This window comes from Oryzobacter telluris (assembly GCF_043099285.1).
GTDB lineage: Bacteria > Actinomycetota > Actinomycetes > Actinomycetales > Dermatophilaceae > Oryzobacter > Oryzobacter telluris.
On the sequence record NZ_CP170723.1, the window covers coordinates 2,673,032 to 2,699,781 of the forward strand.

Below are 26,750 nucleotides of genomic sequence, written 5' to 3' on the forward strand. Positions count from 1 at the left end.
ACATGAGCCCCGGGGAAAAGGTAAGCGCTGGCCCGGGGCCGGCCCCACGATTTCGGCCAGCCGTTCGTCCATGATCATCCGACCGATCGGACGCGTTTGGCTCGTGAAACCCCTCTGCCACAAGCGGAGCCGCGCGACACGACGACAGCAAACTCGAGGGTCAGACTGACCAGTTCTTCGTGTCAAGCCCTCACTCAGAGGTATGGTCACTCGCTCGCCGTGACCCGCCCCGCTGCCTCGACGCCCGCCGCCAAGGCACCCCGTCGATCGTTTGCCGACCCGCACGCAGCTGCCCTAGAGGCCCCGCCGCTCCGGCTCGGCGGTGCGGGTGCAGGCGGCGGCCAGGGCGTCGGCGAGCCACGCTCCGTACCTCCCCGTCGACCATCCGCGTCGTCGGACCAGGCGGTCGAACACCTCGGGGGCGGTGAGGGTCCACACCTCGTCGACGAGGTCGGCCGCAGCGCGTCCGGCCGGCAGCCCGTGGCTGCGCTCGAGAAGGCCGATGGCGTGGGTGTTGCCGGTCAGGCGCTCGCGGTCGATCGTCGCGACGAACTCCTTGAGCGTGGCGTCGCTGCCTGCACCCTCCGCGAGGAGCACTCCCAGCAGCGGCCCGACCCGGCTGTGGATCGAGGCGCTGAAGGCCGCGTAGGCGCGGCCGAACCCCTCTCGGTCGGGGGCCTGCGCCATCGCGAGGAACTCGGGCCGCTCGCTCATCGGGACGGGGCTCTCGTCACCGGCCAGGAGCAGGTCGTAGACGGCCTTGACGACCTCGCCCTTCCCACCGACGGCGTTGTAGACCGTCTGGGGGCTGACCCGGGCGGCCGCCGCCAGCTGCGCCACCGACATCGCGTGGTAGCCACCCTCGAGCAGCAGCTCGCGAGCCGTGTCGAGGATGCGGCGCCTCGTCTCGGCCGCGGCTCGGCTCCGGGCGGAGTTGTCGTAGGTGCGGAATCTTGACACGACTCCCTTTCCGATGGAATCTCAATCCAGTGGAATTACCATCCAACCAAAAGGAGTCTGCCATGGGCAATGCCGCCCACGAGTCCGCCCTGCGCGTGTTCGACGCGATCAACACCGGCGACCTGTCGTGCCTGCCGCAGTGCGTGACCGCGGACTTCGTCGACCACGGCTCCCCCTTTCCCCTGCCGCCGGGACCCGAGGGCTACGCGCAGATCCTCGGCTTCGTCCACGCTGAGCTGCGCATCCGGTACGAGCTGCTCGACGTCATCGAGACCGACGACCGGATCGTCGTGCGGGCCCACGCCACCGGGGTCGGGAGCGCGGGCTTCCACGGCCCTGACGCTGCCGGGAAGCCGTACACGATGCAGACGATCCACGTCTACCGCACCGAGGGCGACCGCCTCGCCGAGCACTGGGGTGTGCGCGACGAGGTCGGCGCCATGGTGCAGATGGGCGTGCTGCCGACTCCCGCTCCCCCGGTCGCCTCACCCGCTTGAGCCGCCGTCCTGGCGGCTGGGTCAGACCACGCGCGTCTTCGGGGCGTTCGCCGAGGTGAGCCCCGGGTCCTTCTCGAGATGTGCAGACTTGACAAGTACTTGCCTCGGCCGACGCACGGGGCCCGGGCGGATCTCTCCGCCCGGGCCCTCGTCGTTTCACTGAGCGTCAGCTGCAGCCGCTGGTGCTGCCGCAGCCTTCGCAGACGTAGCAGGAGCCGGCGGGGCGCATCTTGGTCCCGCAGGTCATGCACATCGGGGCGTCGGCGGCCTTGGAGTCGCCGAACATCGCCAGCAGGTCGGCCGAGGAGTGGATCTCCGAGGAGACCTCACGGGCCGAGGCCGCACCGGCGCCCGAGGTGACGGTGGAGGCATCGAGCGCGGTGCCCGACTCCCCCGCCGGCGCGGCAGCGGCAACCGGAGCCGCGGCCTCATCGGACTTCTTCGACGAGGCGCCGATGCCCTGGCTGAAGGACTCGATCTCCTCCTCGAGGTCCTCACCCGTGTCCTCGTCGACCGGGGCGTACGAGCCGGTCTCGAGCTGGCGAGCGCGCTCGTCGGCCGAGTGGATGCCCATGTACGACCGGGTGTCGAAGTCGAGGTAGTCCAGGGCCAGCCGGCGGAACACGTAGTCCATGAGCGACTGCGCCATCCGCACGTCGGGGTCGTCAGTCATGCCGGCCGGCTCGAAGCGCATGTTCGTGAACTTCTCGACGAACGTCTCGAGCGGCACGCCGTACTGCAGCGCGACCGAGGTGACGATCGAGAAGGCGTCCATGACACCGGCGAGCGTGGAGCCCTGCTTGCCGAACTTGAGGAACACCTCGCCCAGGCGACCGTCCTCGTAGGTGCCGGCCGTGAGGTAGCCCTCGGCCCCACCGACGGCGAACGACGTCGTGTGCGAGACGCGACGCTTCGGCAGCCGCTCGCGGGTGGGCCGGTAGACGACCTTCTCCACGATCTCGGTGGTCGCGGCGGCGACGGCGGCCGAGGCCTTGTCGGCCGCGGCGTCCTTGGCGGTGGACCCGCCGTCGGACAGCGGCTGGCCGACCTTGCAGTTGTCGCGGTAGACGGCCAGCGCCTTCAGGCCCATCTTCCAGCCCTGGACGTAGACGTCCTCGATCTCCTCGACCGTGGCGGTCTCGGGCAGGTTGACGGTCTTGGAGATGGCGCCGGACAGGAACGGCTGGACGGCCGCCATCATCCGCACGTGGCCCATGGCCGAGATCGCGCGGGCACCCATGGCGGTGTCGAAGACCTCGTAGTGCTCGGTCTTCAGGCCGGGGGCGTCGATGACGTGACCCTTGTCGGCGATGAACTCGACGATCGCCTCGACGGTCTCCTCGGTGTAGCCGAGCTTGCGCAGGGCACGCGGGATCGTGAGGTTGACGATCTGCATCGAGCCGCCACCGACGAGCTTCTTGAACTTCACCAGCGAGAAGTCGGGCTCGATGCCGGTGGTGTCGCAGTCCATCATGAAGCCGATGGTCCCGGTGGGGGCGAGCACCGACGCCTGGGCGTTGCGGTAGCCGTTCTTCTCACCGAGCTTGACGACGTCGTCCCACGCCTTGGTGGCGACGCGGTGGATGTCCTTGTCCATCGTGGTGATGGTGCGCACGGCGTCGTTGGCGGCGGCGTGCTTGCGCATGACCCGCTTGTGGGCGTCGGCGTTGCGGGCGTACCCGGCGTACGGGCCGACGACCGCGGCGAGCTCGGCGGAGCGCTTGTAGGCGGCACCCGTGAGCAGCGAGGTGATGGACGCGGCGATGGCGCGGCCACCCTCGGAGTCGTACCCGTGGCCGGTGGCCATGAGCAGCGCGCCGAGGTTGGCGTAGCCGATGCCGAGCTGGCGGTAGTCGCGCGTGGTGTCACCGATGGGCTCGGTCGGGAAGTCGGCGAAGCAGATCGAGATGTCCATCGCGGTGATGACGAGCTCGGCGACCTTCTGGAAGGTCTTCGCGTCGAAGGTGTCGTCGTCGCGCAGGAACTTCAGGAGGTTGAGCGAGGCCAGGTTGCACGAGGAGTTGTCGAGCGACATGTACTCCGAGCACGGGTTGGACGCGGTGATGCGGCCGGTCTCGGGGTTGGTGTGCCAGTCGTTGATCGTGCCGTCGTACTGGATGCCCGGGTCGGCACACTCCCACGCGGCCTTGGCGATCTTGCCCATGAGCTCGCGGGCGTCGACGGTCTCGATGACCGAGCCGTCCTTGCGCGAGGTGAGGCCGAACTCCTTGCCCTCCTCGACCGCGCGCATGAACTCGTCGGTGACGCGCACCGAGTTGTTCGCGTTCTGGTACTGCACGGAGACGATGTCCTTGCCTCCGAGGTCCATGTCGAAGCCGGCGTCGCGCAGCGCGCGGATCTTGTCCTCCTCGCGCGCCTTGGTCTCGACGAACTCCTCGATGTCCGGGTGGTCGACGTCGAGGACGACCATCTTCGCCGCGCGGCGCGTGGCGCCACCGGACTTGATGGTGCCCGCGGAGGCGTCGGCACCGCGCATGAAGGAGACCGGGCCGGAGGCGGTGCCACCGGAGGACAGCAGCTCCTTGGAGGAGCGGATGCGCGAGAGGTTCAGGCCGGCACCGGAGCCGCCCTTGAAGATGAAGCCCTCCTCCTTGTACCAGTTGAGGATGGAGTCCATCGAGTCGTCGACCGAGAGGATGAAGCAGGCGCTGACCTGCTGCGGGCTCTTGGTGCCGACGTTGAACCAGACCGGCGAGTTGAAGCTGAACACCTGGTGCAGCAGGGCGTACGTCAGCTCGTGCTCGAAGATCTCGGCGTCCTCGTCGGACCCGAAGTAGGCGTGCTCCTTGCCGGCCTTGACGTAGGTGAGGACCACCCGGTCGATGAGCTGCTTGAGGCCGGTCTCGCGCTCGGGGGTGCCGACGGCGCCGCGGAAGTACTTGGTGGTGACGATCGTGGAGGCGTTGACGCTCCAGAAGTCGGGGAACTCGACGCCGCGCTGGTCGAAGATGGTGACGCCCGTCTTCCAGTTCTGCTGGACGACGTCGCGCTTCTCCCAGGTCACCTCGTCGTAGGGGTGGACACCCGGCGTGGTGTAGATGCGCTCGACGGTGACCCCCTTGCCCTTCGGGGACTTGCGGGCACCTGCACGTGCTCCGGCGGTCTCGGTCATTGCTGTCCCTCTTTCTGCCCCTCCGGGCTGGTGGCGACCTGTGGTCGATTCTCCTGCTGGGGTCCGACAGGGCTGGTGACCTGCGGAGACGTGCTCATGGTGCGGATGGTGCGGTGGCCGGGTCCCCCTGGGTGTCCGGCCGGGTGGGCGATGACGCCCGGTCGAGGTCAGGCGTCGCCCGGGGGCGCGGCCGACATCCGGGCCGGCTCCTCCCCCGTCGCCTCGCGTTCGGCGCGCAGGAGGGTGATCGCGGCCTCGAAGTCCTCGAGGTCGTCGAACGCCTGGTAGACGCTCGCGAACCGCAGGTACGCGACCTCGTCGAGCTCGCGCAGCGGCTCGAGGACGGCCAGGCCGACCTCGTGCGCGTCGATCTCGGCGCTGCCCGCGCTGCGGATGGTCTCCTCGACCTTCTGCGCGAGGAGGGCGAGGTCGTCCTCGGTGACCGGGCGGCCCTGGCAGGCCTTGCGGACGCCGACGAGGACCTTGGCGCGGCTGAACGGCTCGGTGGCGCCGGAGCGCTTCACGACCGACAGGCTCGCGGTCTCGACGGTGGTGAACCGGCGGTTGCACTCGGGGCACTGACGGCGCCGGCGGATGCTCGAGCCGTCGTCGGTGGTCCGGCTGTCCATGACCCGCGAGTCGGTGTGGCGGCAGAACGGGCAGTGCACGTGGGGACCTCCTCTTCAGGCGTTGCTGGCTCGTCCTGTGGACGAACCGGTGGACACTGGTGTGAACAACCTGGGGAGAACCCCGATTTCGTGTGCACAACATGTGGATGAACTACATCGGTGTAACCACTAGATGTTGTGGACATCATGCCTCCCGCGCGGACGCGATGCAAGCAGGAGCCGCAAACTTCAGCCGTTCGGCTGTTTGCGCAGGTCAGAGGGGGTGCGCGCGGCCGATCCCAGCGTTTCCGGCGTGTTGACGGGCGTGACGGGGCACCACTGGTGGGACTGGTGTGACACCAGAGGCACCACATCTGGGGTCGACCGTCGCCCGGGTGGCCCCTAGATGTGGTGGTGGGCCGGGTCGGCGGCCCGACAGCCCGGGGTCAGGCCGAGAAGGGGTTGACGCCGAGGAGCGCGACGAGCGCGAACAGGACCAGGAGGACCGCGACGACGACACCGACGACCACGGCCATCGCGAAGGCGCCACTGGCGTCGAGGGAGCGGCGGTCGTCGTTCCCGTCACGCTCGCGGGGGTCCTGGCTCACCCCGCCAGTCTCCCGACGACGGTCCCGGTGCGCCAGTGCCGGCGCAACCCTCGCCTCAGAACAGGACGGGCACGATCCCAAGCGCGACGACCGCCACGAGGAGCGCCGCGGTCACCAGGCAGATGCCGATGACGCCGGCCCGGCGGTCGGGGGCGTCGGCACGGCGGACTGCGCGCGTCGTCATCCGGCTGGTCAGCTTCGTCGTCATCGAGCTCACTCCCCCGGGCAGGCGCCCTGGTGGACCAGGGCCGCCGTCACCATCCAGTGCCAGTCGGTCGAGGACACCCCAGCGCGGGCCCCTGCGCCGCACTGGCACTCCCAGTGCCAACGCCCGAGCGCGTCACACGTGACGGCCGGGTGGTGGCTGCGCCGGGCTGTCCGCCGCTTGGTCGTGGTCCTCATGTCGGGGAGGAGGGAGTGGGGGCACGTTTGATACCGGCGGGTACGCGTTGTCGCAGAGGCGTTTCCCGCCGCCCGTCCTGATGACGTGGCGTGCCGTCGGCACGCCGGCGCCGGTCAAGGGTGGAGGACCGCCGCGAGCTCCTCGATGCCGTCGACGAGGCGCGGACCCGGCCGGGCCCACATCGCGTTGGCGTCGACGGCGTGCACCGGAACACCAGCGGGGAGGGCACCCGCGGCGACGAGGGCGTCGGCCTGGGCCTGCGCTCCGGCGCGGTCGTAGCCGCACGGGGCGCAGACGACGAGGTCGGGACGCGCGGCGGCAACGTCATCGAACGTCGTTCTCACGGACCGCTCCCCCGCCCTGCCGATGACGCACTCGCCGCCCGCGAGCTCGACCATCTCGGGGATCCAGTGACCGGGGGCGTACGGCGGGTCGGTCCACTCGAGGACGACGACGCGCGGCCGCGGCCGGCCGGCGACCCGCGCGCGGACGGCATCGAGGCGGGCATGAAGGTCGGCCACGATGGAGGCCGCGGCGCCCTCGCGTCCGGTGGCGCGGCCGAGCGTGGCCACGGAGGCGATGACGTCGGCGAGGGTGTGCGGGTCGATGGTGAGGACGTCGGCGGTGCAGCCGAGGTGGGCCAGGGCGTCGTCGACCGTGCTCACGTCGATGGCACACACCGCGCAAAGGTCCTGGGTGACGACGAGGTCGGCGTCGAGGGTGCTGAGGGCGCCGGCGTCGAGGCGGTAGAGGTCCTCGCCGTCGGCCACGGCCTTCGCGACGGCGTCGTCGATCTCCCTCGGGGACAGGCCTTCCGGCAGTGTCGAGGTGGAGACGATGGTGCGGGTCCTCGCCTCGGCCGGGGTGTCGCACTCGAAGGTCACGCCGACGACGTCGTCGCCCGCCCCGAGGGCGAAGAGGATCTCCGTCGTCGACGGCAGCAGGCTGACGATGCGCACGGGTCGACCCTACGGGCGCCGCCGGGTGTCGGCTGTCGGCGCGAGGTGGTTGGGTGGTCGCACGACGACGGCGACGGACGCAGGAGGGGTCGGCGATGGCGGGGAGCGCGAGGAAGGCCGCGGCACGACGGGTGAAGGGGGTGACCCGCGAGACCGACGACGACGGCGTGCGGTGGGGGACGCACCCGGTGACGCCCGACCGGTTCGAGGACTTCGCCGACGTCATCAACCCCAACCGGCGCAAGGACTCGTGCTGGTGCCTGTCGCACCGGGTGCGCCAGGCCGACATCCGCGAGCTCGGTGACGGTGACCGCGAGGCGACGATGCGGGCGCTGTGCGAACAGCCGCTCCCGCCCGGCGTCGTCACCTACCGCGACGGGACGGCCGTGGGGTGGATCAACATCGGACCGCGGGCCGACATCCCCCGGGTTGCCGGGTCGACGCTCATCCGGCCGCTCGACGACCTCCCGGTGTGGAGCATCGTCTGCGTCGTCGTGCGCGGCGGGCACCGGCGGCAGGGGGTGACGCGCCACCTCATCGAGGGCGCGGTGGAGTACGCGCGGGCCAACGGGGCTCCGGTGGTCGAGGTGTACCCAGTCGACCCACAGGGCCGGATGGACACGACGATGGCGTTCGTCGGGACCAAGCCGATGTTCGAGCGCGCCGGGTTCGAGGAGGTGGGGACGACCGACGCCGTGGCGAGCAAGATGCCGCGGATCATCATGCGGCGGGTGCTCGGCTGAGGCACGGCCACGGATCGGTGCTGGTCAGGGGCGACGGCGCGGGTCTAGATTCGCCGGGCATGGACCTCGAGCGCCTCACCGCGCAGCTGACGGAGGGGTGCGAGCGGTTCGGCGTCCCGGGGGCGCAGGTCGGGCTGCTCCGCGGGGACGAGCGGGTGGTGGCGTGCGTCGGGTCGGTGGGCGTCGATCAGGGGTCGGCTGCGGTCGAGCCGGCGACGGCCTTCCACGCCGGGTCGATCGCGAAGTCGCTGGCGGCCCTGCTCGTCGTGGACGCCGCGCGGCACGGGCTGCTCGACCTCGACCTCCCCTGCTCCGACCAGGCCGAGGGTCTGTGGTCCGACACGCCCCGGGCCCTGATGTCGCACACCACCGGGCGGCAGAACGTGCTCCCCGACCTCGGTGAGGACATCGTGGCCTTCGTCGACCGGGTCGGGTCGATGCCGCCGGTCCACGAGCCGGGCCGGTTCTCGTACGGCAACGCCAACTGGTCGGTGCTCGACCTCCTGCTGCGTCGCCGGGCGGGTGGGTCGTTCGAGGAGCTGGCCGTGACCGCGCTGGGTGACGGCACGACGTTCGGGATGCCCGGCGGGGCCGCGCTCGGTCACGTCGCGATGCCCGGACAGGCTGTGTCGACGGTGCCGTCGGAGTACGCCGAGGCGGCCTCGGCCGCCGGGTCGCGGTGGTGGGCGACCGCCGACCAGCTGCTCGACTACGCCGCCGTCCACCTCGGCGACGGCGACCGCTTCCATCCCGACGACGTGCGCGAGCTGCGCCGGCCGCACGTGGCGGTCCCCGGCGCGACGATCTCGGACGCGTGGGGGCTGGGGTGGGCGCTGTGGAGCCGGGGCGAGCACTCGGCCTTCGGCTGGGCGGGCTACACCGGCGGGCACCGCGCCTTCCTGCGCTGCTTCCCCGACCAGGACGCCGCCCTCGTCGTGCTCGCCAACAGCGCCGGGCCGCTCCTCGGACCGCCCGGGGGCAGCGCGCTCTTCGACGCCCTGCTCCCCGACCTGCTGACGGTGCTCGGGGTGCCGGCACTGCCGGGTGCCGACCGCCCGCGCTCCGGTCGGCCGACGAGCGAGCTGGCCGGGTCGTACGGGCCGGTGGCCCTGGCGGCCGACGGCGAGGACGACCTCCTGCTGGAGGCGGCCGCCTTCGGTGAGCCGCAGCCCATTCGGCACGAGCGGGTCGGTGGCGACACGTTCGTCGCGCAGGGCGTCCCGGTCGGCGGGATGCCGATCGCCGTCGACGCGGACCTGCTCTACCTCGGCCCCTTCGCGGTCCCGCGGCAGTGACTCGACGGGCTCCCCGACGTCGCGGAGGGCGACGGGGAGCCCGGCGCGGATCAGAGCTCGGGGCCCTTGGCGCGCAGCTCGTCGACGGCCGTCATCGCCTCGCGCAGGTCGGCGAGCCAGGTGTCGGCGTGCTCGCCGACGAGGCGGACCGACCAGGCGAGGGCGTCGCTGCGGGAGCGGGCGACACCGGCATCGACGAGGGTGTCGAGGACGGCGCGCTCGGGCTGGCGCAGGCGCGTCATCACCGGGACGGCGAGGTGGGTGAACAGGGCCGTGGTGTCGCCGACCCGGGCGCCCCAGGACACGGTGCGCTGGTAGCGGCCCTGGGCCTCCTGGGCGATGGAGATGCGCTGCTCGCGCGTCTCGGCGCGGAACCGGCTGATCCGGCCCTCGGCCTCGGCGGCGTCGGTGCCGGCGTCGACGCCGGAGAGGGTGCCGATGACGGTGATCTCCTCGCGGTCGACGGTGACGTCGACGGCGTCGAACCAGCCCTCGGGCAGGCGCCCGGCGAACCACTTCTCGGCGTCGTCGGCGCTGGGGAGGTCGCCCTGCTGCCAGCCGCCGGGACGACCGAAGCCGCGACCGCGACCCTCGGGACCGCCGCCGGGACCGGGGCGTCCGCCGCGGGGGCCGCGACCGAAGCCGTGGGGACCGTGTCCGCGGCCGGAGCCGCGCTGACCGCGCTCGTCGGCGTCGGGACCAGAGCTGGGGTGGAGGTGGGGGTGCTTCATGATGGTGCTCCTTGCAGTGATTACTTGATTACATCACTGCACAACGCGGGATGTCCAGTGTCGATTCCCGGACACAGCACACGGGGCCGTGACCGCTCAGCCGGTCACGACCCCGTGCGTTGGTGTCGCCGCCCGCGCGCTGCCCGGCGAGAGCAGACACCTGCGCGTTCGACGACGTCGACGTCCCGGGAGCCCTCTGTGTGCCCCCGGGGCGCGTCTACTCGCCAGGCACCGAGCTCTGGTGCACGAGCGCTGCCGTGAGGGCCCCGTGCCAACCTCCGGGGGCCGAGGAGCCACGCGCCCCACAGCCGCACTGCCAGAGCCACTTGCCGGTGTCGCAGTGGACGACCGGGTGGTGGAGCAGTCGGGCTGAGCGTCGGCGGCGGTTCCTCATGCAGCGAGTCTGCTCGCGCATAGCAGCAGGTCCCGGGCATTCGCGGTGCGACGGGCCGTGCGTCGGGACAGGTGTGCCGGACCGGTCGATGGAGGGGTCGGCCGTACGGCCGAGCGGTTCGTCCCAGCCGTCACACCTGTCCCAGTCGCCGTGTCGCGCAGGCCGGTCCGTGGCCGCTGACAGGATGGACGGGTGGGCACCCCGACACTCGCCGACGTCAACCGTCGTCGGCTCGCGACGCAGCGCCTGACCTCCGCCGGTCTGCGCACCGGGGCGGAGGCCGTCAGCCTCCTCACCTGCGTGCAGTCGCAGGACGCACCGCTCGCCGCCTGGTCGCTCGGCCAGCGGATGCGCGCCGGGGCCACCTACGCCGGCGTCCTCGCCGAGCAGGCCGCCGGCGGCTGGGTGCGCACCCACATCCTGCGACCCACGTGGCACTTCGTCGCGCCAGAGGACCTGCGCTGGATCCAGCTCGCCACGGGCTCGCGGATCGAGTCCTCGCTCGCCGGGCGGCACCGTGGGCTGGAGCTCGACGACCGCACCACCGCCCGTTCCCTCGAGGCGTTGCACGAGCTCCTCGCCGGGCCGACGCCCCTGACCCGCACCGAGATCACGGCCGCCTACGCCGAGCGTGGACTCCCCCACGGCGGCGAGCAGATGGCCCACCAGCTGATCCTCGCCGAGCTGCGCGCCATCATCTGCTCCGGGCCACCGCGCGGCACGACCCACACCTACGTGCTCGCCGACGAGACCGTCCCGCCGGCGCCCGGCGACGCGTTCGACGTCGACGACGCACGACGCGAGCTGACCCGGCGCTTCGTCATCGGCCACGGTCCGGCGTCCGAGCGTGACCTCGCGCGCTGGTCCTCCCTCACCCTCGGCCAGGTCCGCGCCGCCCTGGCCGACCTCGCGCCCGAACTGGAGCGCATCGAGCTCGGCGGGGAGACGCTGTGGCTCGACCCCACGGCGCGGCCGCGCACCACCCGGCCGGTGCGGGCCTTCCTGCTGCAGACGTTCGACGAGGTGTGCCTGACCTACCCGCGCACCGCCTTCCCCCGCCGCTCCTCCGAGGCGACCCGGCAGCGGCTGCTCTCCGAGGCCGGGGGCGGCATCCTCGTCGTCGACGGCGAGGACTGCGGCATCTGGAAGCGCAAGGTGGCGGCCGGGACCGTCAGCGTCGACGTGTTCCCCGACGAGTCGCTGTCGGCGGACGAGCTCGACCAGGTCGGCGCTGCCGCGACCGCGCTGGGCGTCTTCATCGCCCTCCCCCTCGACCTACGGGTGCACCCCGCCCCTTGAGCCCCGGGCCCGTCAACGGCACCACCCCCGGAACGGCTCGAAGGGCGTCGCGCTCCCTGCACGGGACACGACGCCCTTCGGCGTTCCTGAGTCGGGTCGAGGGACTCAGACCTTGGGGCCGCAGCGCCTCGACGGGCGGTGCGGCGGGCGCGGGATCAGCCGCGCGGGATGACGAGCTGCTGGCCGGCGCTGACCTGCGCGGTGCTCATCCGGTTCTCGATCTGGATGGCGACGATGCCGTTGCTCACCGACAGGTCGGGCAGCTGGGTGGCGGCGATCTCGGAGAGGGTCTGTCCGGGCGCCACGGTGACGACCTGGGGCGCCTCGGCGGCCCCTGCACCCGTCAGCCCGGTGAGGCCGAAGCCCGCGGCGGAGGCCACGGCCAGCGCCAGGAGGGCGAGCCGGCCACGACGGGTGATGCGCACCGCGCCACCGGCGGCCGCACCCCCCTCGCCACCGCCCGGGAGGACGACGAGCTGCGGACGACGCGGCGCCACGGCACCGCCGTACCCGAGGTCTGCGGGGTCCCACGCAACTGCACTCATGCTGTCCTCCATCCCGGCGGCCAGGGCCACCGTCGAACCGGTGTTCGATAGAACGTCTGTACGAGTTGTAGCACGGATGTTCGACTCGTTCAAGACACGCCTCGTAGAAATGTTTGAAACGTGTGTACGATCCGCGTACGCTCTGGTCATGGGAAGGATCCTGTCGGGGACCACCGACAGACCACCTGACCTGCGAAAACGCCGAACCGCGTCGGTTCGGCACCGTGGTTCCAGACCGAAGGGGTCGACATGGCACGTCCCAGGAACGCCGACATCCACGAGATGCCCGACCGTGGAGACGGTGGCGCCCTCACGCACCGCCAGCGCAAGGTCCTCGAGGTCATCCGCAACTCCATCGACCGCCGCGGCTACCCGCCGAGCATGCGCGAGATCGGCGAGGCCGTCGGCCTGACCTCCCCCAGCTCGGTGGCCCACCAGCTCTCCGCGCTCGAGCGCAAGGGCTTCCTGCGCCGCGACCCCAACCGGCCCCGCGCCCTCGAGGTCATCTCCCCCGACACCGCGAGCGACGAGCCCGGCTACCGCGGGGCGGCCGAGCACGACGACGAGGACGTCACCGGCATCAACGACCAGCGCCCCGAGCCGTCCTACGTCCCGGTCCTGGGGCGGATCGCCGCCGGCGTGCCGATCACGGCCGAGGAGGTCGTCGAGGACGTCTTCCCCCTCCCCCGGCAGATCGTCGGCGAGGGCTCGCTGTTCCTCCTCAAGGTCGTCGGCGACTCGATGATCGACGCCGCCATCTGCGACGGCGACTGGGTCGTCGTGCGCCAGCAGCCGAGCGCCGACAACGGCGACATCGTCGCGGCGATGCTCGACAACGAGGCCACGGTCAAGACGTTCAAGCGCAAGGACGGCAAGGTCTGGCTCATGCCGCACAACGAGGCCTTCTCGCCCATCGACGGCGACCACGCGACCATCCTGGGAAAGGTCACGGCGGTCCTGCGCCGCATCTGACCTCGAAGCACCCCCTCACCCGCTACCTCGGCCCGGCTGCGTCACCGACGCGGCCGGGCCGATTCGCGCCGTCACACCGTGTGACGCCTCCCTAGCGGGCCGCGGGGCCGAAGCGCTGCCAGAAGGCGGTGTCGACGTACGCGCCGAACTTGTGGCCCACCTCGCGCAGCGCCCCGACCCGCTCGAAGCCGAGCGCCGCGTGTAGCGCCTCGCTCGCCGGGTTCGGCTGGGCGATGACGGCGACGACGACGTGGACCCCGTCGGCGTCGAGGCGGTCGAGGAGCTCGGTGTAGATGGCGCGGCCCAGGCCGCGGCCGCGCGCCCGCTCGTGGAGGTAGACCGACGTCTCGCGGCTGCCGTCGTAGGCCGGGCGCGGCCGGTAGGTGGAGGCGTACGCGAACCCGATGACGTCGTCCCCGTCCTGCGCGACGAGGACGTGGTCGCCGGGTCGGGTCGAGGCCACGCGGTCGGCGAAGTGCTCGGGCGGCTGGTGCACGGTGTCGAAGGTCGAGATCGCGTGGTCGACCGCGTCGTTGTAGATCGCCGCGATGGCGGGCAGGTCGGCAGCGGTGGCCGTGCGGATCGTCGTCATGGGGGGTGCGGGCTCCTCAGGCGGCGACGGCGTCGCGCAGGACTGCGCCGAGGGTGGGGGCGAGGGGCGCGTCGAGGCGCAGTGTCATCAGGTCGTCGCCGCGGGTCGGGCCGCGCGTCACGGCCATCACCGGGATGCCGCGCTTGGACGCGTGGCGCACGAACCGCAGGCCCGACATCACGGCGAGCGAGGAGCCGAGGACGAGCAGGGCGGGGGCGTCGTCGGTGAGGGCGTAGCAGGCGTCGACCCGCTCACGCGGCACCGAGCCGCCGAAGAACACGACGTCGGGCTTGAGGGTGTCGGCGCCGCAGACCGTGCACGCGGGCAGGTGGAAGCCCCGGACGAGGTCGTCGGCCAGGACGATGTCGCCGTCGGGGCGGATCTGGCTGCTGACGCGGGAGCCGTCGGGGGCCGTGCCCTGGGCCAGCAGCTCGAAGCCGTGGTTCGCCTCGGCCATCCGGGCCTGGAGCAGGTCGCGGTCGGACCGGTCGCCGCAGGTGAGGCAGACGACCTCGGCGAGGGTGCCGTGCAGCTCGGTGACCTCGCGGCTGCCCGCGGCCTGGTGCAGCCCGTCGACGTTCTGGGTGATGACCGGGCCGAGGACACCGGCGCGCTGCAGCGCGGCGACCGCGTGGTGCGACGCGTTCGGCTCGGCGTGCCAGAACCGCTGCCACCCGATGAAGGAGCGCGCCCAGTACCGCTGGCGGGCCTCGCTGCTGCCGACGAACTCGCCGTGCTGCATCGGCATGACGCGACGGGTGCCGTCGGGGCCGCGGTAGTCGGGGATGCCGCTGTCGGTGGACATGCCGGCGCCGGTGAGCACGAGGGTCCCCGGGTGCGCGGTGAGGAGGGCGGCGAGCGCGGCGGCGTCCGGCATGCCCCGATCCTCGCACCCGCGGCGGGTGGAGGGCCGGAGTGCTGTCGAAGGTGCGGCGCGACGGCATCACGAGGCGTTTGGTGGTAGCACCTTGTGATAACGCGATGTTATGGTCTGCGCATGATCGACGCCGCCGGACTCCGGGTCATGAAGGCCATCTCCGAGGAGGGCAGCTTCACCGCTGCCGCCGCCTCGCTGGGGTACACCCAGCCGGCGATCTCGCAGATGGTCCGCCGCCTCGAGCAGCGCACGGGCACCGTGCTCGTCGAGCGCGTGGGCCGCAACGTGCGGCTCACCGAGGCCGGGCAGGTGCTCGCGCGCCACGCCACCCCGGTGCTCGCCGCGCTCGACGCCGCCGAGGAGGAGGTCGCCGCGATCGCCGGGCTGCGCAGCGGCCGGGTGCGGCTCATGGCCTTCCCGTCGGCGTCGGCGACGCTCGTTCCGCGGGCGCTGTCGCTGGTGAAGCAGCGCTTCCCCGACGTCCAGATCACCTTCACCGAGGCCGAGCCGCCGGAGAGCCTCGCGGCGCTCAAGGCCGGCGAGTGCGACCTCGCAGTGGCCTTCGCCTACGAGGGCACCGACCTCGGCCGCGGCGAGGAGGACCTCGACCAGTTCGTCATCACCCCCCTCCTCGATGACGAGGTGCGCCTCGCGGTGCCGACCGGCCACGCGGTCGCCGGGCAGGAGAACGTCGACCTCGCCGACCTGTCGGGTGAGCCGTGGATCGCCGGCTGCCCGCGCTGTCGCGGCCACCTCCTGCAGCTCACGCACGACGCGGGCTTCCGCCCGGACGTCGCGTACGAGACCGAGGACTACGTGGCCGTCATGGGCCTGGTCGCCGAGGGCCTGGGCGTCGCGCTCATCCCCGACCTCATCCTGCGCACGGTCCACCACGGCGACGTCGTGGCCCTGCCGATGACGCCCGCCTCGCGCCGCTCGATCATGGCCGTGACGACCCCCGACCTCCAGCGCGTGCCGGCGGTGCAGGCCACGCTCGACGCCCTCGCCGAGTCGGCCCTGTCGCAGTCCAAGGCCCCGACCGTCAGGGCGCCCGAGCCCGCCTGGTCCATCTGAGGTCCGGCCTCATCGCGTGGTCACCGCGCTGACCACTCCCCCGCGCTCGACGACGGCGACGTCGCCGTCCCGGTCGGTGCGCAGGACGGTGTAGCCGTTGCGGCGCAGGACGTCGAGGTGCCGCGGGGACGGGTGGCCGTAGTCGTTGTCGGCGCCGACGCTGATGACGCCGAGCGGTGAGCGGACCGCGGCCATCAGGTCGTCGTCGAGGTTGGCGCTGCCGTGGTGCGGAGTCTTGACGACCTCGAACCCGCGGGCGGCCGCGGCCATCGACGGCTCCCGGCGCAGCCGCAGGAGGAGGTCGTGGGCGGACTCGCGCTCGATGTCGCCGAGGAGCAGGGCGTCGACCGTGCCGGTGCGGGCCGCGAGGACGAGGCTCGCGTTGTTGGGGACCGAACCGGCGGCGATGCGGCGGACCGGGCTCCACACGACGGCGTCGAGCTCACCGAGGCGCAGCCGGTCGCTGGCATGGAGCACGACCACCGGGATGTGTCGCTGTCCCGCGAGCCGCCGGACCTGGACGTCGGCCGCGGCCGGCTCGGCGACCGGGCCCACGAGGAGCTGCCGCACGGTACGCCCGTCGAGCGCACCGGCCAGGCCGTCGACGTGGTCGGCGTGCAGGTGGGTGAGGACGACAGCGTCGAGGGTGGCGACCCCGAGCCGGTCCAGGCAGCCGTCGACGAGCGGCGGGTCGGGACCGGTGTCGACGAGGACCGCGCTCCCGGGACCGGTGCGGAGCACGACGGCGTCGCCCTGCCCGACGTCGCAGACGACGACCCGCCAGCCGTCCGGTGGCCAGGTGACCGTCCTGGTGGGCAGCAGGGCTGCGGCGAGCAGGACCGCGGCGCCGACGGTGAGAGCCGGGTGCGCCGCGACGCCGGCGGCCAGGGCACGGCCGGTGAGCAGGACGAGGAGGGTCAGCCCGGCGAGGAGCACTGCCCCGGGCCAGCCGTCGGGCCACGGCATCGTGCCGCCGGGGACCTGGGCGAAGTGGCGCGCGACCTGCGCGATGCCGGTGGTCGGGACGATCCCGACCCACGCGACGAGCACCGCCCCGCCCGGCCACACGACCGAGAGCAGTGCGGCCGCGACACCGGCGACCGTCGCGATGGGGACGAGCGGTGCCGCCAGCAGGTTGGCCAGGATGCCGACGACGCTGACCGACCCCTGGAGCAGGACGATGACCGGCGCGGTCATCGCCTGCGCCGCGACCGGCACGGCGAGGGCCGGGCCGAGCGGTGCCAGGCGAGGTGGGAGGCGGGTCCCGATGGCCTCGCCCCACGGCCGGGTGAACAGGAGCAGTCCGAGGGTGGCGAGCGAGGACAGGGCGAAGCCGAAGGACCGGGCGAGCCACGGGTCGAGGACGAGGACCACGATGATCGCCGCACCGAGGACGGGCGGGCCGGCCGACCGGCGGGAGCGGCTCAGCCCGATGAGGCCGATCGCGCCCATCACCGCGGCGCGGACGACGCTCGGCTCGGGGCGCGCGAGGACGACGAACCCGGCGAGCGCCACCATCGCGAGGACCGGCCGCAGCGCCCGCGGGATCCCGACGAGGATGCACAGGCCGAGGACGAGCCCGGTGACAACCGCGACGTTGCTGCCGGAAACAGCAGTCAGATGAGTCATCCCGGTGGCGCGCATGGCCTCGGTGAGGTCCTCCGGCGTGCGGCTCGTGTCGCCGATGACGAGCCCGGGCAGGAGGCCGCGGGCATCCTCGGGGGCGTGGTCGACAGCGGTGCGCAGGCCGGCCCTGAGGCGTTCGGCAGCGGCCGCGATCGTTCCGGGTGGGGCGATGACGCGCGGGGCGCCGCTGAGGGACAGGGTGGCCGCCCGGTCGTCGGCGGGGTCGGTGGGGCCGAGTCGTCCGCTGACCCGGACGGTCGACCTCCAGGGCAGCGCAACGAGCCGGTCGTCGCCGGTGAGGAGGACGGGCGCGGCCGTGGTCCTCGAGGCGCCGCGGGCGTCGACCCGCTGCATCGTCGCCTCACGCAGGACTTGGGCGCTGTCGCCGCGTCCGGCGAGCACGACGGGGTCACCGGTGACGACGAGCTCGGCGGTGACCACGGCGCGGGCGTCGGCGAGGGCCGCGACGCCTCCACGGTCGCGCAGGACGGCGTGCCCGGCGGCCGCGCTCTGGAGCAGGACGACGAGCAGGCAGAGGATGAGGGCCGGCCACTGCCACGCCGTGGCCCGCCGCCTCAGGACCGCCAGCACCAGCCCACCGGCGACAGCGGCGGACGCCGCGACGACGAGGTGAGCGGTCGGGGCGAGCCCGAGCGTGGCGGCGGCGAGCGCCCACGCCAGGACGGCCGGCCCGAGGAGCCGCAGGTCGGTGGGGGTGCGCGTGCCGTCCCTCCTCGGTTGTCGACGGTCGGTCGGCGTGCCGGCGACTTCGGCGACGTCGGCCACGGGCGACCTCACAGGGTCACCAGCGGGCGGAGCCGTTCCATCAGCTTCTCCCCGATGCCGCTCACCTCACCGAGCTCGTCGACGCTGGTGAACCGGCCGTGCTCGGCGCGCCAGTCGAGGATCCGCTGCGCGAGGACCGGGCCGACACCGGGCAGGGTGTCGAGACCGGCGAGGTCGGCGGTGTTGAGGGAGACGGTCGAGCCCGCGCCACCGGCACCCGCTCCTCCTCCGCTCGCACCCGCGGACGGCGAGCCGGGTGGGTCCGGGTCGCCGGGCGCGGGCACGACGACCTGCTCGCCGTCGACGAGGACGCGAGCGAGGTTGACCCGGGCGAGGTCGGCCTTCTTCGTGGCGCCGCCCGCGGCCGCGACCGCGTCGGCCACCCGCGAGCCGGGTGGCAGCCGCTGCAGCCCGGGTGCGCGGACCTGGCCGACGACGTGCACGACGACCGCAGCCCCCGTCGACGCGCTCGCCCCCGGTGCCGGCGTGGCCCCCGCGCCGGCCGTCACCGAGGGTGTCGCCCCGACGGGCGCCGAGCCGGCGGAGATGCCCGTCGGACCCGCCCGCGAGCCGCCACCCGGCGCGAGGATCGTGCCGTCGCCCGACGCCCACGCCACCCGCAGCCCGAACAGCGCCACCGCAAGGGCGACCGCGATGCCGAGCCCGATCACGGCAAGGCGTCCCGGCTCCCACCGCGCCCCGACGAAGGACGCGGGCAGCCGGAACCACGAACGCGGGCCCCTGCGCTCGCGCACGGTCTCCGCGTCCGGCACCCACGAGCCGCCGTCGTCGCGGGAGGGGCGGTGTCGCAGCGTGACGCCAACCGCCTCCGAGACTTCAGAATCCGCGAAGGCGCCGTCCGACGTCGGGCGCGGCACGCCCATCGCGAGGTGGCCCGGATCGTCATCGAGCGGCGAACTCGCCGGCGACCCGGCGTCCTCCGGTGGCCAGCGGGTGCTCGGGCTCAGCTCACGAGCCGTGGGGACGTACCCGCGCCGGGGCGCCCGCAGCCGGGCAGCGGCTCGTGGCGAGAGCGGCTCGGAGCGGTGTCGTCGGGGCATGCACCGACGCTAGGCAGGGACAGTCGCCCGCCTCCTCCCCCGTCGTCGATCTGTGGACGACCCCTCCGACAGACCGCCCCTGTGGATGAGCGACCCCGAGGGCAGCAGGGCACCCGACCTCCGGGATGACACCCGATATCGGGCGCCCGACGCGAGATCGGGAGGCGCCGCCCAGCTGCGTGGGTCGACAGGTCGCGCACCAGCCTCAGCGGACGCGGCGGGACCACCAGGCGAGGATGTTGCGCCGGTGCCGGGACAGCACGACCGCGGAGATGAGCACCAGCCAGATCCCCACGGTCACCGAGATCCCCGGCACGACACCGACCGCCCCGAGCAGGCCGACGACACCGATCCCGAGGACCGCGACCACCGACGCCTCCCCCACGAACGGCACGAGCGTCTTGGTCACGAGGAACACGACGACCGCACCGAGCGCGACGAACGGCTCGACGGCAAGCACCGTCCCGAGCGCGCACGCCACGCCCTTGCCGCCCTTGCCGCGCAGGAACGGGCTGTAGACGTGCCCGAGCACCACCGCGAACCCCGCGACCAGCGCCGGCACCGTCCCCATCGAGCGCAGCACGACCCACGTGGGCAGCCACGCCTTGCCGACGTCGAGCACGAGGACGAGCACGCCCCACTTGGTCCCGAGCACCCGTCCGGCGTTCGTCGCGCCGGGGTTGCCGGACCCCGACGACCTCAGGTCCCGCCCGAGCGCCCGCGCGAGCAGCGAGGCCGGGTTGACCGACCCGAGGAAGAAGCAGACGACCGCGACGAGCGCGACCTGGACGGCGAGCCACGGCATCGGTCAGTGCGCCGCCTCGGCGCCGTCACCGGCGTCGGCCGCGTCGGACCCGTCAGCACCCGCGTCATCGAGGGGCACGAACCGCGGCACGACCGCCACGGCCAGCGTCCCCGGACCCACGTGCGCCCCCACGACCGCGCCGAGCTCGACCACGCGCACGTCGACCCCGCCACCGAGCCGCGCCCCGAGCCGCTCGGCCAGCCGGTCTGCCCGCTCCTGCGAGTCCAGGTGGTGCACCGCGACGTCCACGCCGTCGGCGCCGGCGGGCGGCGACCCCGCCGCCTCCACCGCCAGCTCCTCGAGACGCGCGATCGCCCGCGACGACGTCCGGACCCGCTCCAGCGGCACGATGTGGCCGTCGCGCAGGCCGAGGATCGGCTTGATGGCGAGGGCCGACCCGAGCAGCGCACCGGCCTTCCCGATCCGCCCGCCACGGCGCAGGTACTCCAGCGTGTCGACGTAGAACACGACCGTGGAGTCGGCGCAGGTGCGGCGCACGACGTCGGCCACCTCGTCGGCCGACCCGCCGCGCGCAGCCAGGCGCGCCCCGGCCAGCACGGCGTGACCCATCGCCATCCCGAGCGCCCGCGAGTCGACGACCGTCACCGGCACCGGCGACGACCCGGCCGCCAGCTCGGCCCCACCGATCGTGCTCGACATGTCCCCGGAGATGTGGACCGACACCACCGCCGTGGCCCCCGCCGCCGCGGCCTCCTCGTACTTGGCGAGGAACGCCGCCGGCGCGGGCCGCGACGTCGACACCGGCACGAACGAGCGCAGCGCGGAGGCGACCGCGCCGGCATCGATGTCGACACCCTCCGCGTGCTCCGTGCCGCCGATGACGACGTGCAGCGGGACGACACCCACCGCGAGCCCCTCGAGCAGGTCGGCGGGCAGGTAGGCCGTGGAGTCGGTGACGAGGGCTGTGCTCACAGCCGCAGGCTAGTGGGCCCGAGCCCGCGGGCCGCGCACGACGGGCTCGACCGCCGCAACGGCCGCAACGGCCACGACCGCCTCACCCCATCCGCGCCGCCTTCTTGGCCGCACGCTCCTCACGCTTCTCCACGAAGCGGGCCGCCTCGGTGTCGAGCGCCTTGACCGCGGCGGCGAGCTCGTCGCGGGCGGTCTCGCCCTCGGTGTCGAGGCCCTCGAGCTCCCAGATCCCCCACTGCCGCAGGATGGGCGCGACGATGTCGTCGTGGTGGATCCGCAGGTCGTAGATCCCTGCCATGGCCATCTGCACGGCCTTGCGCCCGAAGCCGGGGATGATCGACCCCGGCATCTGGAAGTCCTTCACCTCGTCGGTGATGGCGCGCATCGTCTGGTTCGGGGAGAGCTCGAGCGCCGCCTGGATGAGGTTGCGGTAGAAGATCATGTGGAGGTTCTCGTCCTTGGCCACCCGGGTGAGCAGCTTCTCGGCGATCGGCTCGTCGGCGAAGCGCCCCGTGTTGCGGTGGGACACGCGCGTGGCCAGCTCCTGGAACGTCACGTAGGCGCAGACGCTGAGCAGCGACTTGTCGCCCGAGTCGTAGCCGGTGGTCATCGTGTCCATGCGCGCGCGCTCGAGCTCGTCGGGGTCGACGCCGCGTGTGACCAAGAGGTAGTCGCGGATGCAGAACGCGTGCCGCCCCTCCTCGGCCGTCCAGCGGTTGACCCACTCCCCCCAGGCGCTCTCGCGACCGAACGCGCGGTCGATCTCGCGGTGGTAGCTGGGCAGGTTGTCCTCGGTGAGGAGGTTGACCTCGAGGGCGGTGCGAGCGATCGGCGACAGCTGGCTCTGCTCGACCGACCACGGCTCGCCGCCGAGCTCCTTGAAGTCCCGCCCGAGCGACCACGGCACGTACTCGTGCGGCATCCACTCCTGCGCCACCGAGATGTGGCGGTTGAGGTTCTCCTCCACCACGGGCTCGAGCGCGGACAGGAGCTGGGTCGTGTCGAGCGCGGTCATCCGGACCTCCTCGTCGCGGCCACGCGGGGGCGCGGCCTCAGGTCCTCAGCCTGCACCCTCGAGGGGGCCCTCGCCAGAGCAGTGACGCGTGAATCGCCGATGAGGTCGCGGGGTCACCAGGGCAGCGCGACGTCGAGCTCACGCGGGTCGTCGACCGGCACCCAGCCCTGACCTGCGACGTCGACGTACTCGGCGCCGGGCCCTTCGGCCGCCAGCTGGGCGACCGCGCGCAGCAGCCGCTCGACGTGCTCGTCGGTGGTGGCGATGCCGGCGCTCACCCGCACGGCGGTGGCGTGCGGCGTGTCGTCCGGGTCCTCCTCGAGGAGGGCGTCGACGAGCAGGTGGGCGCAGAACTTCCCGGCCCGCACCCCGATGCCGTGCTCGGCCGACAGCGCCGCGGCGACGAGGTTGCTGTCGAGGCCGTCGACCGTGAAGGTGACGACCGGCCCGCGGTCGTGGTCGTCGGCGAACAGCGAGTAGGTGGTCACGCCCTCGATGCCGCGCAGCCCGGTGAGCAGGGCGTCGCCGAGGCGGGCCTCGTGCTCGGCGATGACGGCGCGGTGCTCGCGGATGGTGGCGCAGGCGGCGGCGAGCGCCACGGCACCGAGCACGTTGGGGCTGCCGGCCTCGTGGCGGGCGGCGCCGGAGGTCCAGCGGGTGCCGGTCTCGGTGACCTCGGCGCTGGCTCCCCCACCGGCGAGGTAGGGGGCGGCGGCATCGAGCCAGTCGCGGCGGCCGGCGAGGACCCCGGTGCCGTAGGGGGCGTGCAGCTTGTGCCCGGAGAAGGCGACCCAGTCGACGTCGAGGGCGCCGAGGTCGATGGTCCGGTGGGCGGCCGACTGCGCGGCGTCGAGGAGGACGCGGGCGCCGTGGCGTCGGGCGATGGCGGCGAGCCGCTCGACCGGCCACAGCTCGCCGGTGACGTTCGAGGCCGAGGTGAGGACGACCAGCGCCTGGCGCGGCCGGCGGACGGTGCCGCGGTCGAGGTGGCGCAGCGCGTCCTCGAGGAGCACCTCGGCGTCGCGGGCCGAGCCGGGGACGGGCAGGCGCACGGTGTCGCGGGTGCGCCACGGCAGGAGGGAGGCGTGGTGCTCGGTGGAGAACACGACGACGTTCGTGTGGCGGGGCAGGCTGCGGGCGAGCAGGTTCACCGAGTCGGTGGTGTTGCGGGTGAAGACGACGACGTCGTCCTCGCGGGCGCCCACGAAGCGCGCCACCTCCTCACGGGCGGCCTCGTAGTGGGCGCTCGTGACCTTGCTGAGCCAGCCGGTGCCCCGGTGGACGCTGGAGTAGGTGGCCGTGGCGTTCTCGACGGCCCGCACGACGCGCTCGAGGGCCGGGGTGGACGCGGCGTGGTCGAGGTTGGCGTAGTCGAGGTGGTCACCCGAGAGCGTGGGCACGAGGTCGGCGTGGACCACGCCGGGCAGGCGCTCGGGCACGGCGTGCAGCCACGGGCGACGGTGGAACGAGGGAGGAGTGCTGGCGATCGACACGGTGGTCTCCGGAGGTCCTGGACCTCGGGTGCTCCCGGGATCCGCGCTTGCCGGTGACCAGAGGGGTCGCCGACCAGGTCGTCACCCGGAGCACCCCACCGCGGAGGAGGGTTGCTGGCCTGCGAGCCGGGGCTTGTCGCAAGCACTCATGACCTACGCCGAGCAGTCTACGAGCGGCGGGTGGGCGGGCGTCATCCGTGGTCCACGACGCGAGACGCGCTCCGCCCGCCGCCGGCCCCGCGACGTCAGGCGGGGACGACGTTGACGAGCTTGGGCGCGCGCACGATGACCGTGCGCACCCCGTTCTCCAGGGCCGCCTGGACCTTCGGGCTGGCCAGGGCGAGCTCGCGCAGGGCGTCCTCGGTGATGTCGCTCGGCACCTCGAGGCGGTCCTTGACCTTGCCGCGCACCTGCACCACGCAGGTCACCGTCTCGTCGACCAGCAGGGTCGGGTCGGCGACGGGGAACGCCACGTGCACCAGCGACCCCGCGTGCCCGAGCCGGCTCCACAGCTCCTCCGCGATGTGCGGCGCGAGCGGCGCGACCATGAGGACGATGGTCTCCGCGGCGACGCGCGGCACCCCGCCCTCGATCTTGGTCAGGGCGTTGTTCAGCTCGGTGAGCCGCGCGATCGCCGTGTTGAAGCCGAGCCCCGCGTAGTCGGTGCGCACGGCGTCGATGGTGCGGTGCAGCACCCGGGTCGTGGCGTCGTCGAGCGGCACGTCGACGACCGTGACCTCACCGGTCTCCTCGTCGACGACGTTGCGCCACAGCCGCTGGAGGAAGCGCTGGCTGCCGATGACGGCCCGCGTGTCCCACGGCTTGCTCTGCTCGAGCGGCCCCAGGCCCATCTCGTAGAGCCGGAACGTGTCGGCCCCGTACGCCGCGTACATCTCGTCGGGGCTGACCATGTTCTTCAGCGACTTGCCGATCTTCCCGAACTCGCGGGTGACCGGCTGGCCCTGCCAGGTGAACGAGCCGTCGGCGGCCTCCTCGACCTCCTTGGCCTCCACCGGCTGGCCGCGGTCGTCGCGGTAGGCGGCGGCCTGGATGTAGCCCTGGCTGAAGTAGGTGCGGAACGGCTCGTCCGAGGTCAGGTGCCCCAGGTCGTGGAGCACCTTGTGCCAGAAGCGCGCGTAGAGCAGGTGCAGCACGGCGTGCTCGACACCGCCGACGTAGAGGTCGACGCCACCGGGGTCGCGGGTGCCCGCAGCCGCACCGGCCACCGGCTCGGGGCGCGGCCCCATCCAGTAGGACTCGTTCTCGGGGTCGACGAGCGCGGCGGCGTTCTCCGGGTCGAGGTAGCGCAGGTAGTACCAGCAGGACCCCGCCCAGTTGGGCATCGTGTTCGTCTCGCGGCGGTAGCGGCGGGTGCCGCGACCGTCGCCGAGGTCGAGGTCGACGTGCACCCACTCGTCGACGCGCGACAGGGGCGGCTCGGGCTCGCTCGCCGCGTCCTCGGGGTCGTAGGTCTTGGGGCTGTAGTCGGGGACGTCGGGCAGCTCGACGGGCAGCATCGAGTCGGGGACGCCGTGGGCGGTGCCGTCCTCGTCGAAGACGACCGGGAACGGCTCGCCCCAGTAGCGCTGGCGGCTGAACAGCCAGTCGCGCAGCTTGTAGCTGACCGTGGGGGCGCCGATGCCGGTCGACTCCAGCCACGGGGTGATGGCGGCCTTGGCGTCGGTGACCCCGAGCCCGTCGATGCTCAGCTGGGCGTTGGCCGAGTTGATGGCCGGCCCCTCGCCCGTGAAGGCGGTGGTGTCGTCGTGGCCCTCGGACGGCTGCACGGTGCGGATCTTCGGCAGGTCGAAGGCGGTGGCGAAGTCCCAGTCGCGCTCGTCCTGGCCGGGCACGGCCATGATCGCCCCGGTGCCGTAGCCCATGAGGACGTAGTCGGCGACGAAGACGGGGACGGTGGCGCCGGTGACGGGGTTGACCGCCCAGCCACCGGTGAAGACACCGGTCTTGTCCTTGCCCTCGGTCTGGCGCTCGACGTCGTTCTTGCGCGAGGCCGCGCGGCGGTAGGCGTCGACCGCCTCGGCCGGGGTTGCCGTGCCGTTGGTCCAGCGGTCCTTGGTGCCCTCGGGCCAGCCGCCGGCCGGGACCAGCTCGTCGACGAGCGGGTGCTCGGGCGCCAGGACCATGAAGGTCGCGCCGAACAGCGTGTCGGGCCGGGTCGTGAAGACCTCGATGCCGGTGCCCGCCGCGGCGGGGACGCCAACGGCCTCGTCACCGGTGGCCACGCCGTCGGCGAGGACGGGGAAGGTGACCCGGGCGCCGTGGCTGCGGCCGATCCAGTTGCGCTGCATGATCTTGACCTTCTCGGGCCAGTCCACGCGGTCGAGGTCGTCGGCGAGCCGGTCGGAGTACGCGGTGATCCGCATCATCCACTGGCGCAGGTTGCGGCGGAACACGGGGAAGTTGCCGCGCTCGGAGCGACCCTCGTTGGTGACCTCCTCGTTGCTCAGCACGGTGCCCAGGCCCGGGCACCAGTTCACCGGCGCCTCGCTCGTGTAGGCCAGGCGCTGGCCGTCGATGATGTCGGCGCGCTCGAGGTCGGACAGGTCGTCCCAGCCGCGGCCGTCGTCGGCGGGCAGGGCGCGGGTGCCGCTGCGGTACTCCTCGACCAGCTCGCTCACCGGGCGGGCGCGGCCGGTTCCGCCGTCGGGGCGGACGGCGTCGGCGTCGTACCAGCTGTTGAAGATCTGCAGGAAGATCCACTGGGTCCAGCGGTAGTAGTCCGGGTCGATCGTCTGGATGGCGCGGCGGTCGTCGTGGCCCAGGCCGAGGCGGCGCAGCTGGCGCGCCATGATGACGATGTTGTCCTCGGTGGTCTTGCGGGGGTGCTGGCCGGTCTGCACGGCGTACTGCTCGGCGGGCAGGCCGAACGCGTCGTAGCCCAGGCAGTGCAGGACGTTCTTGCCGAGCATCCGGTTGTAGCGGGCGAAGACGTCGGTGGCGATGTAGCCCAGCGGGTGGCCGACGTGCAGGCCGGCACCGCTCGGGTACGGGAACATGTCGAGGACCAGCAGGTGGCCGTTGGGGTGGGCGGCGACGCCCTCCGGGTCGGCCCACGGACCGGCGGGGTTGGGTGCGTGGTAGGTGCCGCGCTCGGCCCAGCGGTCCTGCCAGGCGACCTCGATCTGCCCGGCCAGCTCGGCGGTGTAGCGGTGCGGGGTCTCGCTCATGTCGTCCTCGGTCGTTTCGTCTCGTTCGATCTGCGCCCATGAAAAAGCCCCTCGCGCAGGAGGGGCTGCCGCGCGGGCCGTGGTGGCCGGCGCGGCTAGGTAAGGAGCAGGAACCTCGTCACGTGGTCAGGGTATCGCAGGGGCTGCGACCGC

At 72.9% G+C, this 26,750-nt stretch carries 23 protein-coding genes and 1 riboswitch; of the genes, 6 read left to right on the top strand and 17 right to left on the bottom strand.

Annotated features, from left to right (window positions below; all coding sequences use genetic code 11):
• Nucleotides 1-294: 294 nt before the first annotated feature.
• Complete coding sequence (locus ACFLFB_RS12290; protein ID WP_392542467.1) at nt 295-960, bottom strand: TetR/AcrR family transcriptional regulator; 666 nt, start codon at nt 958-960, stop codon at nt 295-297.
• A 62-nt stretch (nt 961-1,022) separates the two neighbouring features.
• Here ACFLFB_RS12290 and ACFLFB_RS12295 point away from each other — a divergent pair, with 62 nt between their 5' ends.
• Complete coding sequence (locus tag ACFLFB_RS12295) at nt 1,023-1,457, top strand: ester cyclase (RefSeq protein ID WP_392542468.1); 435 nt, start codon at nt 1,023-1,025, stop codon at nt 1,455-1,457.
• 166 nt (nt 1,458-1,623) lie between these two features.
• Here ACFLFB_RS12295 and ACFLFB_RS12300 read toward each other — a convergent pair whose 3' ends face one another.
• The 5 genes from ACFLFB_RS12300 to ACFLFB_RS12320 form a co-directional block, all read right to left on the bottom strand.
• The gene (locus ACFLFB_RS12300; RefSeq protein ID WP_392542469.1) at nt 1,624-4,590 is read right to left on the bottom strand and encodes a vitamin B12-dependent ribonucleotide reductase; all 2,967 of its coding nucleotides are present in this window, start codon (nt 4,588-4,590) and stop codon (nt 1,624-1,626) included.
• A gap of 167 nt (nt 4,591-4,757) precedes the next feature.
• A complete protein-coding gene (gene nrdR / locus ACFLFB_RS12305) occupies nt 4,758-5,258 on the bottom strand; it encodes a transcriptional regulator NrdR (RefSeq protein ID WP_392542470.1) in 501 nt (166 codons plus the stop codon).
• Nucleotides 5,259-5,644: 386 nt separating this feature from the next.
• On the bottom strand, nt 5,645-5,806 hold the full coding sequence (locus ACFLFB_RS12310; protein ID WP_392542471.1) for a hypothetical protein: 162 nt from the start codon (nt 5,804-5,806) through the stop codon (nt 5,645-5,647).
• A 55-nt stretch (nt 5,807-5,861) separates the two neighbouring features.
• Entirely contained in the window at nt 5,862-6,014 is a 153-nt protein-coding gene (locus ACFLFB_RS12315; RefSeq protein WP_392542472.1) for a hypothetical protein, read from the bottom strand.
• A 308-nt stretch (nt 6,015-6,322) separates the two neighbouring features.
• Nucleotides 6,323-7,168, bottom strand: a complete 846-nt coding sequence (locus ACFLFB_RS12320) for a cobalamin-binding protein (protein ID WP_392542473.1) — start codon at nt 7,166-7,168, stop codon at nt 6,323-6,325.
• A gap of 140 nt (nt 7,169-7,308) precedes the next feature.
• Between ACFLFB_RS12320 and ACFLFB_RS12325 the strand changes: the two genes are divergently transcribed.
• Both ACFLFB_RS12325 and ACFLFB_RS12330 read left to right on the top strand, forming a co-directional pair.
• Complete coding sequence (locus tag ACFLFB_RS12325; protein ID WP_392542474.1) at nt 7,309-7,911, top strand: GNAT family N-acetyltransferase; 603 nt, start codon at nt 7,309-7,311, stop codon at nt 7,909-7,911.
• A 59-nt stretch (nt 7,912-7,970) separates the two neighbouring features.
• Nucleotides 7,971-9,206, top strand: coding sequence for a serine hydrolase domain-containing protein (locus ACFLFB_RS12330; protein WP_392542475.1), 1,236 nt, complete (start codon nt 7,971-7,973; stop codon nt 9,204-9,206).
• 50 nt (nt 9,207-9,256) lie between these two features.
• On the opposite strand, the gene ACFLFB_RS12335 is transcribed toward ACFLFB_RS12330, so the two are convergent.
• Nucleotides 9,257-9,937 carry a hypothetical protein gene (locus ACFLFB_RS12335; protein ID WP_392542476.1) on the bottom strand — a complete coding sequence of 227 codons (681 nt, stop codon included), beginning with the start codon at nt 9,935-9,937 and terminating at the stop codon, nt 9,257-9,259.
• A gap of 586 nt (nt 9,938-10,523) precedes the next feature.
• On the opposite strand from ACFLFB_RS12335, the gene ACFLFB_RS12340 reads away from it, so the two are divergent.
• Nucleotides 10,524-11,630 (top strand): winged helix DNA-binding domain-containing protein, encoded by a 1,107-nt coding sequence (locus tag ACFLFB_RS12340; protein ID WP_392542477.1) that lies wholly within the window; start codon nt 10,524-10,526, stop codon nt 11,628-11,630.
• 155 nt (nt 11,631-11,785) lie between these two features.
• Here the strand turns inward: ACFLFB_RS12340 and ACFLFB_RS12345 are convergent, their stop codons facing one another.
• The gene (locus ACFLFB_RS12345) at nt 11,786-12,175 is read right to left on the bottom strand and encodes a LysM peptidoglycan-binding domain-containing protein (protein ID WP_392542478.1); all 390 of its coding nucleotides are present in this window, start codon (nt 12,173-12,175) and stop codon (nt 11,786-11,788) included.
• Nucleotides 12,176-12,424: 249 nt separating this feature from the next.
• Here ACFLFB_RS12345 and lexA point away from each other — a divergent pair, with 249 nt between their 5' ends.
• Nucleotides 12,425-13,147, top strand: a complete 723-nt coding sequence (gene lexA / locus ACFLFB_RS12350; protein ID WP_392542479.1) for a transcriptional repressor LexA — start codon at nt 12,425-12,427, stop codon at nt 13,145-13,147.
• A 91-nt stretch (nt 13,148-13,238) separates the two neighbouring features.
• Here lexA and ACFLFB_RS12355 read toward each other — a convergent pair whose 3' ends face one another.
• Entirely contained in the window at nt 13,239-13,739 is a 501-nt protein-coding gene (locus ACFLFB_RS12355; protein WP_392542480.1) for a GNAT family N-acetyltransferase, read from the bottom strand.
• Between the two features lie 16 nt (nt 13,740-13,755).
• The gene (locus ACFLFB_RS12360; protein WP_392542481.1) at nt 13,756-14,616 is read right to left on the bottom strand and encodes an NAD-dependent protein deacetylase; all 861 of its coding nucleotides are present in this window, start codon (nt 14,614-14,616) and stop codon (nt 13,756-13,758) included.
• A gap of 120 nt (nt 14,617-14,736) precedes the next feature.
• Between ACFLFB_RS12360 and ACFLFB_RS12365 the strand changes: the two genes are divergently transcribed.
• Nucleotides 14,737-15,690 (top strand): LysR family transcriptional regulator, encoded by a 954-nt coding sequence (locus ACFLFB_RS12365; RefSeq protein ID WP_392542482.1) that lies wholly within the window; start codon nt 14,737-14,739, stop codon nt 15,688-15,690.
• A gap of 9 nt (nt 15,691-15,699) precedes the next feature.
• Here the strand turns inward: ACFLFB_RS12365 and ACFLFB_RS12370 are convergent, their stop codons facing one another.
• From ACFLFB_RS12370 to leuS, 7 genes are all read right to left on the bottom strand, one after another.
• Nucleotides 15,700-18,102, bottom strand: a complete 2,403-nt coding sequence (locus ACFLFB_RS12370; RefSeq protein ID WP_392542483.1) for a ComEC/Rec2 family competence protein — start codon at nt 18,100-18,102, stop codon at nt 15,700-15,702.
• A gap of 8 nt (nt 18,103-18,110) precedes the next feature.
• Nucleotides 18,111-19,163, bottom strand: a complete 1,053-nt coding sequence (locus ACFLFB_RS12375) for a ComEA family DNA-binding protein (protein ID WP_392542484.1) — start codon at nt 19,161-19,163, stop codon at nt 18,111-18,113.
• A gap of 205 nt (nt 19,164-19,368) precedes the next feature.
• Nucleotides 19,369-19,968 (bottom strand): glycerol-3-phosphate acyltransferase, encoded by a 600-nt coding sequence (locus ACFLFB_RS12380; RefSeq protein WP_392542485.1) that lies wholly within the window; start codon nt 19,966-19,968, stop codon nt 19,369-19,371.
• A gap of 3 nt (nt 19,969-19,971) precedes the next feature.
• Nucleotides 19,972-20,901, bottom strand: coding sequence for a DegV family protein (locus ACFLFB_RS12385; protein ID WP_392542486.1), 930 nt, complete (start codon nt 20,899-20,901; stop codon nt 19,972-19,974).
• A gap of 82 nt (nt 20,902-20,983) precedes the next feature.
• Nucleotides 20,984-21,916, bottom strand: coding sequence for an acyl-ACP desaturase (locus tag ACFLFB_RS12390; RefSeq protein WP_392542487.1), 933 nt, complete (start codon nt 21,914-21,916; stop codon nt 20,984-20,986).
• A gap of 113 nt (nt 21,917-22,029) precedes the next feature.
• Nucleotides 22,030-23,409 (bottom strand): aminotransferase class V-fold PLP-dependent enzyme, encoded by a 1,380-nt coding sequence (locus ACFLFB_RS12395; protein WP_392542488.1) that lies wholly within the window; start codon nt 23,407-23,409, stop codon nt 22,030-22,032.
• A 38-nt stretch (nt 23,410-23,447) separates the two neighbouring features.
• Nucleotides 23,448-23,563, bottom strand: a riboswitch (SAM riboswitch).
• A 91-nt stretch (nt 23,564-23,654) separates the two neighbouring features.
• Nucleotides 23,655-26,597, bottom strand: a complete 2,943-nt coding sequence (gene leuS / locus ACFLFB_RS12400; protein ID WP_392542489.1) for a leucine--tRNA ligase — start codon at nt 26,595-26,597, stop codon at nt 23,655-23,657.
• Between the last annotated feature and the right edge of the window lie 153 nt (nt 26,598-26,750).

What these genes read in the sequence shown, in the direction of transcription:
- ACFLFB_RS12295 (WP_392542468.1), top strand. Translation starts at nt 1,023, where the DNA reads ATGGGCAATGCCGCCCACGAGTCCGCCCTGCGCGTGTTCGACGCGATC.
- ACFLFB_RS12300 (WP_392542469.1), bottom strand. Translation starts at nt 4,590, where the DNA reads ATGACCGAGACCGCCGGAGCACGTGCAGGTGCCCGCAAGTCCCCGAAG.
- ACFLFB_RS12315 (WP_392542472.1), bottom strand. Translation starts at nt 6,014, where the DNA reads ATGACGACGAAGCTGACCAGCCGGATGACGACGCGCGCAGTCCGCCGT.
- ACFLFB_RS12330 (WP_392542475.1), top strand. Translation starts at nt 7,971, where the DNA reads ATGGACCTCGAGCGCCTCACCGCGCAGCTGACGGAGGGGTGCGAGCGG.
- ACFLFB_RS12335 (WP_392542476.1), bottom strand. Translation starts at nt 9,937, where the DNA reads ATGAAGCACCCCCACCTCCACCCCAGCTCTGGTCCCGACGCCGACGAG.
- ACFLFB_RS12345 (WP_392542478.1), bottom strand. Translation starts at nt 12,175, where the DNA reads ATGAGTGCAGTTGCGTGGGACCCCGCAGACCTCGGGTACGGCGGTGCC.
- lexA (WP_392542479.1), top strand. Translation starts at nt 12,425, where the DNA reads ATGGCACGTCCCAGGAACGCCGACATCCACGAGATGCCCGACCGTGGA.
- ACFLFB_RS12355 (WP_392542480.1), bottom strand. Translation starts at nt 13,739, where the DNA reads ATGACGACGATCCGCACGGCCACCGCTGCCGACCTGCCCGCCATCGCG.
- ACFLFB_RS12360 (WP_392542481.1), bottom strand. Translation starts at nt 14,616, where the DNA reads ATGCCGGACGCCGCCGCGCTCGCCGCCCTCCTCACCGCGCACCCGGGG.
- ACFLFB_RS12365 (WP_392542482.1), top strand. Translation starts at nt 14,737, where the DNA reads ATGATCGACGCCGCCGGACTCCGGGTCATGAAGGCCATCTCCGAGGAG.
- ACFLFB_RS12375 (WP_392542484.1), bottom strand. Translation starts at nt 19,163, where the DNA reads ATGCCCCGACGACACCGCTCCGAGCCGCTCTCGCCACGAGCCGCTGCC.
- ACFLFB_RS12380 (WP_392542485.1), bottom strand. Translation starts at nt 19,968, where the DNA reads ATGCCGTGGCTCGCCGTCCAGGTCGCGCTCGTCGCGGTCGTCTGCTTC.
- ACFLFB_RS12390 (WP_392542487.1), bottom strand. Translation starts at nt 21,916, where the DNA reads ATGACCGCGCTCGACACGACCCAGCTCCTGTCCGCGCTCGAGCCCGTG.
- leuS (WP_392542489.1), bottom strand. Translation starts at nt 26,597, where the DNA reads ATGAGCGAGACCCCGCACCGCTACACCGCCGAGCTGGCCGGGCAGATC.